4 protein-coding genes and 1 pseudogene are annotated in these 9,519 nt (G+C 50.9%); 3 read left to right on the top strand and 2 right to left on the bottom strand.

Annotated elements, in window-relative coordinates; genetic code table 11:
• Positions 1-217 (top strand): annotated as a pseudogene (locus tag KVG95_RS13580) (hypothetical protein); the annotation flags it as partial.
• Here the strand turns inward: KVG95_RS13580 and KVG95_RS13575 are convergent.
• Positions 214-771 carry a hypothetical protein gene (locus tag KVG95_RS13575; protein WP_217856796.1) on the bottom strand — a complete coding sequence of 186 codons (558 nt, stop codon included), beginning with the start codon at positions 769-771 and terminating at the stop codon, positions 214-216. The pseudogene KVG95_RS13580 and the gene KVG95_RS13575 overlap by 4 nt on opposite strands.
• Positions 772-1,101: a hypothetical protein gene (locus KVG95_RS13570; protein ID WP_217856795.1), complete on the bottom strand. Its 330-nt coding sequence runs from the start codon at positions 1,099-1,101 to the stop codon at positions 772-774.
• Positions 1,102-3,011: 1,910 nt separating this feature from the next.
• On the opposite strand from KVG95_RS13570, the gene KVG95_RS13565 reads away from it, so the two are divergent.
• Positions 3,012-6,155 carry a helicase-related protein gene (locus KVG95_RS13565; protein ID WP_217856794.1) on the top strand — a complete coding sequence of 1,048 codons (3,144 nt, stop codon included), beginning with the start codon at positions 3,012-3,014 and terminating at the stop codon, positions 6,153-6,155.
• Between the two features lie 22 nt (positions 6,156-6,177).
• Positions 6,178-9,519: a type ISP restriction/modification enzyme gene (locus tag KVG95_RS13560; RefSeq protein WP_217856793.1), complete on the top strand. Its 3,342-nt coding sequence runs from the start codon at positions 6,178-6,180 to the stop codon at positions 9,517-9,519.

Below are 9,519 nucleotides of genomic sequence, written 5' to 3'. Positions count from 1 at the left end.
CCGGAAACACCGTCCTGGCTTATGGGAATCCATGGGGCTGTATCCGTCTCGGTCTCGCCGGAGGCCCATTTCCACAGAGCTGATTGATCAGTTTGTCAGCGGCCTGATGAGTGCCGGAGCCATTCAGGATGCCTCGATGGCGTTCAAGAAAGCGCTCATCGAGCGAGCCCTTAATGCCGAACTAGGGCACCACCACCTTGGGTATCCTCAGTTCTAGCAGCTTTTGGAAAACTCGCGAAACTTGGCAAACACACGAAACCCGACATAGTCGGATGGGTGTTTGTACAGGCGTCGGTAGTAGCAATCCCAGTAACTGATCATGCGTGCTTGCGTCGTTTGAAAGTACGCCTGATTGTCTCGAATGAAGCGGCCGTAAAGCACCGGATCGAACTTGGGCAGATGCGCCTCAACGGTTTCAAGAATCTGGATGACGTACTCGCCCGTCAACTGGAACACGAACGGGACAATCCAGGGTTCGTGCACTGAGAGAATGCGTTCCAGTTGACCTTGGCGCACATGACCATCGTGGTGCCGTGTCAGAAGACACGAGTACAAAATGCTCTGAGTTTCAGTCAAGTGGTCAAAGGCATCCTCATAGCCCTGGTGATAAATCCGGTAGGGAATGACCAATTCCTCCTCGCCGACTCTGACCTCTATGAATCGATGCATCGCCACGCGCGCCTGGCGGAGCTGGTCAATAATCTGGTCGAGAGCCTCTGCCTCTTGTTTAAGAAAAGCCGGAAACGCCTGGTTTGCACGCTGCATTTTCATTCACTGAATATCTTTCAAGTAGTCCTTAAGCGAAATGAGCGGCACTTCAAGCTGCTCCATCGTCTGCGCATTGCTGAAGTCAACTGACAACCTGTGCAGCTCCCGCCCCAGCGGAGTATCAACACCGCCTAAAGCTTCCATCGCCGAACTCACGCAGTGCGCCACTCGAAACTGAATCCCCTCAACATCCCCCCTACGTACCAGTAACCCAAACACCTCCCGCTCATAGTCACTCATGATCGGATCATCCCGCAGAATCGGACTTTCACCTTCCGTCTCATAAGCCAGCTTGAAGGCGAAAAGGGCAACGGTTTCCAGTGGCAATTCCATTGTGTGAATCCTTGATTCGTTAGCGAGCGGTTTGGGGCTGTAGCACCGAAAAGACAAGATCAAAAGATCGCAGCCTTCGGCGCTCCACGGTAGCGGCGGGGTGAGATCACTTTTCTACAGACGAAAAAAAAGGCCTTGCAAAGCAAGACCTTTCTTAATTTTGGTGCCCGAGGGAGACTCGTGCGTTCCATATAATTCGTGGCTTGCAGCTCGGTTTCGTAAGTGGGGATACATGTCGGGATACAAATCGACACGGCCTACTCGAATACGCGACACCTTACGTGATCTCGCCTCGTCGATACAACCTTACGTCGTATGGCACGGATTACAGCAGTAGAAGCATCCGTTTATTCGCTGGTTCGCCCACGCTGTTCGAGCTGCCGAGACAGCGCCGTAGCAGGTGAGGTGATTGCCTAGCGGAATTTGGTTTACCGCCAGTGGCATATGCATACAGCCGGTTGTTGCGTTATGTATCTCGTAGTCGCCGTTAGGCTGAACATTCTTGTTGATGATGAATGACTGCATTTGCTAAGCCCTCGCTTCCATGTGCTAGGTGTGTTGTGGCTCAGGTACAGGTGCTACTCAACATGCTTCGACGCTGGTTCATTATCGTGTTGCCCAGCAGAGGTGGAGGTTAGCTCGGGCGAACTGGAACGCAACCGTTCAGCCAAATCTCGCCGGGGCCCCTGGAGAGTTTCTCTTGGTACGGGGTCGGAAACCCGCGACATCGTGGTAGCGACAGATTCCCCAGCTTACTGAAATTTCAACGTTGAAATTGAAAGGATCTTGAAGAAAAAGGGGCATCGTTACCGTGTTGGTAAAAATGCCCCTTCGTGTTGCTGATAACGCACGCATGGCGTTCGTCAACCGAGTCAACTCCGTCAACCTGTCAACCAATTTCAAAAATCCAGCCGCTAACACGAACGCGCGGGTTCTTTGCCCCGTACCCATTCGAAGTGCCCAGGGTCCCCGGCGAGCTACCAAGCGATAGGGCAAGTGCACAGGTGAACAGCAGTTCACCAGGTTCACCTGTTCACTAAGCTGTACACTTTTCCGCTAACACGATCACGCGGGTTTCCGACCCCGTACCCACCGAACATCCCCAGGGTCCCAGGCGATGTCGGTGCCCCGGTCGATGCATCTCTTCCTGGTCGTTGTTGGCAGACGGCACCTCCCAAGCGTCCTGGCGTTCGGTAACCCAGTGTTCGAATTCCTCATCAGTCGATACCAAGCCAGTATTGCATTCGCTGGCGGCTCTATCACTGATGGGGTGTGGGGGCTCGAAAAGATGTGTTACAGGTGTTTCCGGTGTTGCAATCTACGTTAACTAATTGAATATATTGATTTTTATTTGTGTTACACACCGTTCATCTTTCACGTGCGTTGGGTGTTACAAGCCAAAATAGGTGTTACAGCAACGTTTACAAATTTGGGTAAACCGTAGGCTGCAATCGGCCAGAAGCTGGCATTCGATTGAAAGGCTGCAGCCGGACCCAAAGCGGACGGGGTCGGCAGTCCGCAGCAAGATCAGTTCTGACAGAACCGGATTCGGTTTCCGAACGGGGTCGTAGACTTCCAGAAAGTCAGAGGTGCCAGCGCTATGTGTAGAATGCGCTCTCCCCGTCGACTCAACGAAGACCCGCTTCATCCGGTCCATCCGAGAGTTCGAAGGGCGTATTGGCACTATCGAGTGGTTTACACCAGCGATGATGGGCGAATGTGCGCGGTGTAGAGGGCGGAGACTTTCGATCAGGATTTGGAGATCGTTGAAGCGTGCCTCCCCGCGAGCTGAGCAAGATACAGCTGATACTGCAGGCGATGAAATCAGAACGTTTGATCAAATCGACGGGAAAGGGCGTGGGCTAAATGGATGATGATTACCAACGGTACAGATTGGAGCGAGGTTAACCATGCCTAGAAGAACAAGCCTATCCGGCAGCGAGCTATTCATCGTTGATAACAGCGAGGAAGACTGGAAAGCTATTCGCTATCTGCGCGACTGGTGCCAGCTTTCCAAATCCATCGATATCGCAACCGGTTATTTTGAGATAAGTGCTTTACTTGCCCTCGGTGACGAATGGAAGAAGGTTGATGGCATTCGCATTTTGATGGGGGATGAGGTATCCCAAAGAACGAAGAAGGCTTTTAACGAAGGCTTGGTTCGTGTAGCGGGCAGGCTGGACCATAGCATCGAGGTCGAAAAGAAGAAGAACGACTTTCTTGATGGCGTCGAGGCAATCGTTGAAGCTATACGCAGTAAAAAAATTCAGTGTCGCGTATATCGCAAAGACAAGTTTCATGCCAAAGCATATATCACGCACGCCCGAATGGAAGTCATCGGATCTTCAGCCCTAGTTGGCTCATCAAATTTTACTTATCTTGGCCTAACTCAGAATGTGGAGTTGAACGTGCAGATCACAGGCTCCCCTGTTGCCGTTCTTCAAGAATGGTACGACCAACATTGGGAGCAGGCCGAGGATGTGACGGAAGAGCTCCTCCGAGTAATAGAGCGTCATGTAGAGGAGTATCGGCCTTTCGATATTTACACAAAGGCATTGCACGAGTTTTTCAAAGGACATGAGCTGACGGCCACCGAGTGGGAGCGCAACCACTCAGTTATCTATAAAATACTTGCTCCTTATCAACGAGAGGGTTATCACGCCCTACTAAAACGCGCCAATCGTTTCCAAGGTGCACTTTTGTGCGATGGCGTTGGCCTTGGTAAGACTTATGTCGGACTGATGCTCATCGAGCGCTTGATTGTCCATGACCGGTTGAAGGTCGCGTTGTTTGTACCCAAATCGGCCAGGAAGCCCGTGTGGGAGCGCGCGCTCAAGCAGCGCTTGCCTCATCTGTTCGGAAAGTACAGCCAACTTGAAATCTTCAATCACACCGACTTAATGCGTGGCGGGCAAGTCGCTGAGGATCTCGCTAGCGTCAAAGAGCGCGCAGATGTCATTCTGATCGATGAAGCTCACCATTTTCGCAATACGGGCACTAAGGGCGATCCCAACGACCCTCAATCGCGATACTGGAAACTGTACGAACTTGCGGAAGGAAAGACCGTATTCATGCTGACAGCAACGCCAGTCAATAACCGATTGCGCGATTTGCAGCACATGATCGAAATATTCTCCCGCCAGCAAGCAGACTATTTCAAGGACGCCCCACTCGGAATTCACTCTCTTCCAGGGCACTTCCGCAAGATGGAAAAAGATCTTGAGCGATCCCTGAATCGTACTACCACCGGCAGTGAGGAAGTCCAGACCGATCAGGTGGAAGCGGACGTTGTGCTGGGGACGGACGCCCTGTTCCAAGCCCTCGTGGTCCAGAGAAGTCGCGCCTACGTACGTCGTAGCCTTGAGGCGTCGGGTGACGGCGATATTCTTTTCCCGAAGCCGCGGGAGCCAATGGTTCAGCCTTACTCCGTGAAGCAAACATATGGGAAGTTGCTTCAAATGTTGGAGGCGGCCTTCAGCAAGGAGAAGCCACTTTTTTCCTTAGCGATCTACGACCCTTACGCCTACTACCGCGGCGATATGGATGACATTGATGTATTCGCCGAAGGTCGCCAGAAGCAGGTAGTTTCACTGATTCGCACGCAATTCTTGAAACGCTTCGAAAGTTCGGTCCATGCATTTCGTGCTTCCTGCTGGACCCTGCTGTTTAAATTGCTGGCATGGGTGCAAGTGCATGCAGAAACGGCGCACGAGAAGCGGCTTGTTGATCGATGGAAGAACCAGCACTCAGGATTAATTGACTATGTACAATCCCATCAGTTCGAGCTGTTTGGCGAAGAGGATGGAGTCGATGCCGATGAAGACGTAGTGCCACAAGAACTGATGGAGGCAGTCGAAAAGCTTCCACGAGAAAAATTCAAAGTCGATGAAATTATTTCAGAAACACTGCTCGATCTAGATCAGATTGCATCCTTCCTGAAGGAACTGGACAAATTCAAGCCGTCTCAGGACAAGAAGCTGCAAGCCCTGATTACGTTGCTGAAAAAGGATCCTGTACTTAAAGAGCACAAGGTGCTGATTTTCAGCGAGTTCATGAGTACGGCGCGTTATCTCAAGCAGCAACTAATTGACGCTGACATCCAGGGTGTCGAGGAAATCGACAGCGCAACCAAGACTGATCGTGGTGAAGTCATCACACGTTTTTCGCCATATTACAATGGCTCCAGCAGCGCCGAATTGGCAGAGAACCGTCAGCAGGAGATTCGTGTGCTTGTCGCTACGGATGTCCTGTCAGAGGGGCTCAACCTGCAAGACGCCACACGCATCATCAATTACGACCTTCACTGGAATCCTGTACGCCTGATGCAGCGCATTGGCCGGGTTGACCGCAGAATGGACCCGGTCATCGAGGCCCGCATTGTGACTGATCACCCGGATCAGAAAAAACTGCGAGGCGAAACTGCTTATTGGAACTTCCTCCCACCAGACGAATTGGACGAACTGCTTCGCCTATTCCGCACCGTGTCCAAGAAAACGCTCCGTATCTCTAAAACTTTTGGCATCGAAGGTCGCAAGCTTTTGACGCCGGAAGATGATTATCAAGCGTTGAAGGAGTTTACCGACGCTTACGAAGGCACGCTTTCTCCCATAGAGGCCATGCACCTGGAGTTGCAAGCCCTTCTCAATGAGCATCCTGACCTTGAAGCACGCCTCCAATCCCTGCCGGGAAAAGTGTTCAGCGGCAAGCAGCATTTGAAGGCAGGAACTCAAGCCGTGTTCTTCTGCTACGCCCTGCCGTCGAAGCCTGCTAACGAAGACTCCGCAGACGACCAGACACAGTGGACACTAGAAGCTGGCTATACCCAGTGGTATCTATTGGATTTCACCAGTGGTGACATTCTGGATGACGCAGCTCATATCGTGGATGCTATTCGATCCACGCAAGAGACGCCACGCCGGTGCGACGTTGCACAGACTTCGCTAAAACAGGCTCGTGAAAAAATCGAGAAACACATCAAGAATACTTACTTGAAGAAAGTTCAGGCGCCTCTAGGAGTTGAACCCGTGCTCAAAGCATGGATGGAACTTAACTGAGCATTGAGAATAAGGAAAAAAAATGACGGAAGCACAGCGACTGCGCCTGCGGGGAATCAAGAATTTTACCCAGCTCCTGGAATTTTTGCGGGATGAGCTGGATTGGCCGATCGATCAGTTCGAAGACGAGGATGATCTCACCTTTGATTGGTCCGATGATCTTGGCCTCAAAGAATCCGAACGAATAGGCATCCGCGCCATCAAGCAGCTTCGCCCGCTGGAAACCGGCCAGCCTTGGGGTATTTTTTTCATCGATTTTGAGAAGAAACGATTACCCATCGTAATCCTGCGACGCGTCCTCAATGCTCTAGTCATGAGAAAACGTGGAAGTGCGAACAAGGCACAGCAAGCAGCCTGGAGGCAGCACGATCTACTCTTCATCTCGGCTTACGGAAAAGAAGAAGAGCGCCAACTTACATTAGCCCATTTCAGTGAACCTGAAGGAGAGTTCGCGGACAACAAGCCGACGTTGCGCGTGCTCGGCTGGGATGATGACGATACCAATCTGAAATTGGATTATGTCGCTGACATGCTTAGTAGCCAATTAGTATGGCCCAAGGATACCGGAGATGTGGAAGGATGGCGCGCCAATTGGTCTCAGGCCTTTGAAATTCGCCATCACCAAGTCATCGACACAGCCAAAGAGCTTGCGCAGCGACTTGCTGAGCTTGCCCAGCGCATCCGCAACCGCGCATTAATGGTGTTGCAGCATGAAAGCGGTACTGGGCCCCTCCGAAAATTGATGTCGGGCTTTAAGACGGCGCTGATACATGATCTGGACGAAGCGACCTTCGCCGACATGTATGCCCAAACCATTACATATGGCTTGTTCTCTGCGGCTGTATCGCGCGCCGTGCCGGGTGCCGGCACAGCCGTCATTCAGGAAGACGTGGTTGCCATGGTGCCGGTGACAAACCCGTTTCTGAAGGAAATGCTGGAGAGCTTCCTGAAAGCCGGTGGACGCAAGGGGAAGCTCGACTTTGATGAGTTAGGCATCCAAGAAGTCGTCGATTTGCTCAGGAGCAGTAAGACGCGACTTGACCTAGTGCTCAACGATTTTGGCAACAGGCGCCGCGATGAAGATCCTGTTATTCACTTTTATGAGGATTTCCTCGCCGCCTACGACAAGAAATTGAAGATTCAGCGCGGCGTGTTTTACACACCCCAAGCCGTTGTGTCCTTCATCGTTCGAGGCGTCCACGAACTCCTTCAAACTGAGTTCGGCCTGGTCGATGGGCTAGCCGACACAGCTACTTGGGGCGAGATGCTGGCAAAGCGTCCCGAGCTATCGCTCCCTTCTATCACCGATGGGCCAGGCGAGTCCTTTAGGATCTCACCGGACGAGCATTTCGTTCAGATTTTGGACCCCGCAACGGGCACTGCCACCTTTCTCGTCGAAGTAATCGATGTCATTCATGACACGTTAGTAGCGAAGTGGAAAAAAGAAGGGCTTAGAGATGCTGAGCGATGTGACGCGTGGAATGAGTATGTGCCAAAGCACCTGCTTCCGCGCCTGCATGCTTACGAGCTGATGATGGCGCCCTATGCCATCGCGCACATGAAAATAGGACTAAAACTTGCTGAAACTGGCTACCGATTTGGCAGTAGCGAGCGCGCCCGGGTTTATCTCACTAATGCACTTGAACCATGGCAGAGACAGCTTCAAATGCCGGATTTCGCGGCTCTTGCTCATGAGGCCGCAGCCGTAAACGAAATAAAACGACTCAAACGATTTACTGTAGTTTTAGGAAATCCTCCTTATGCCAACTATTCAGCGAACCTATCTCCTGAAGCCAGGCGAATAGTAGATAAATATAGAACCTTTCGAGGCTCATCAATCCGAGAAAGAAATCAACTTCAATTTGAAAGAAATATTCAGGACGATTTTGTTAAATTTTTTTCAGTGGCACAGGACATAATAGGTGCGTCCGGCGTTGGCGTACTGGGATACATTACAAATGGAACGATGCTCGCCTCTACGTCACTGCGTGGAATGCGTGAGCATCTCATGCGTGAGTTTAGCAAGTTATATGAAGTTAATTTACATGGAGGGGGTAATGAGATTATTGAAGGGGCAGATGATGACGAAAATGTTTTTGAAATAGTTCAAGCTGTTGCTATTCATTTATACGCTCGGTCCCATCCAGACGGCTCATCTGAAATCCAATATGCTGACTTGCTTGGGCGGCGCACCGAAAAATATGCAGAGCTCACATCGGGTACCCTAAATTCTACTAAGTGGCATTTGATAAAACCCAACTCCGAAAACTGTGGGTTCACACCTTCGGACGACGCTCAAAAAATTGTTACTCGTCGCCTGGATACGGTATTTTTAAAATTTGGAGCGGGGATAAAAACGAACCGGGACGCGGTAGCAATCGCTTTTGACGACAGCTCACTCCACGAGCAGATCCGAGGCTTTGATAGTAATCTTTTTTCCGGAACGAACGCCCAAGAAAGTATTCATTCGATTCTCTACCGCCCGTTCGATGTTCGTAGAATTTTTTACCATGAAAAAGTCGTGAAGAGTCGCTCGTATCCAACCATGAAACACGTGGTGTCAGGTCGAAATATCGGCTTGATCTGCTCGAGTACCTGGACGACACCTGATCGATTCAGCATCGGAGTCTCACGACTTATGGTAGAAATGAAGACAGGTACTCATGACAGAGGGACAACATACTTTCCTCTGTATCGCTTCGAAAGTCTGCTTGGCGGAGATCTGGAAGTAACTCACAACCTAAGTCCCGAGTTCATCAGGGCATGGTGTTCGGCCACAGGTACAACATTCGTTCCGACGGGGCAAGGTGATTGCAAGACAACTACGGGGCCCGAGGATGTCCTTTTTTGGTTGTTTGGCCTTTGTCATTCGCCTGAATATCGACGCCGTTACCGCACCGCTAACTCGCAGGGGTTTCCGATGCTCTTAACTACTTCTAATCTAGATTTGTTAAGTGAGCTCATTAGAATCGGCGGTGAGCTTACTGAATTACATCTATTTGAATCATCTGTTCTTGTACAGAAAATTACAAATTTTGTCGGATCGGGAAGAGAGGTGGTCAAGGTAGGCTACGCCAATAATACTGTATGGATAGACGCAGGTGGTACGAAGAGTGAGACCACGCCTGGTTCCTCTGGCTTTCACGGCGTATCAGCGGAGGTCTGGAACTTCCACCTTGGAGGTTACAAGGTATGCGAAAAATGGCTGAAAGACCGCAAGGGCCGCCCGCTTTCTGACGAAGACATAACACACTACGAAAAGATTATTGTCTGCCTGTCCGAAACCATACGGTTAATGACGGAAATTGATTGTGTTATCGGTGCGCATGGTGGATGGCCCGGGGCATTCGAGCCAGGAGAGTGA

This window comes from Pseudomonas farris, assembly GCF_019145235.1.
Lineage (GTDB): Bacteria > Pseudomonadota > Gammaproteobacteria > Pseudomonadales > Pseudomonadaceae > Aquipseudomonas > Aquipseudomonas farris.
The sequence above is the reverse complement of the archived record's forward strand: the minus strand, read 5'-3'. Positions and strand labels throughout refer to the sequence as shown.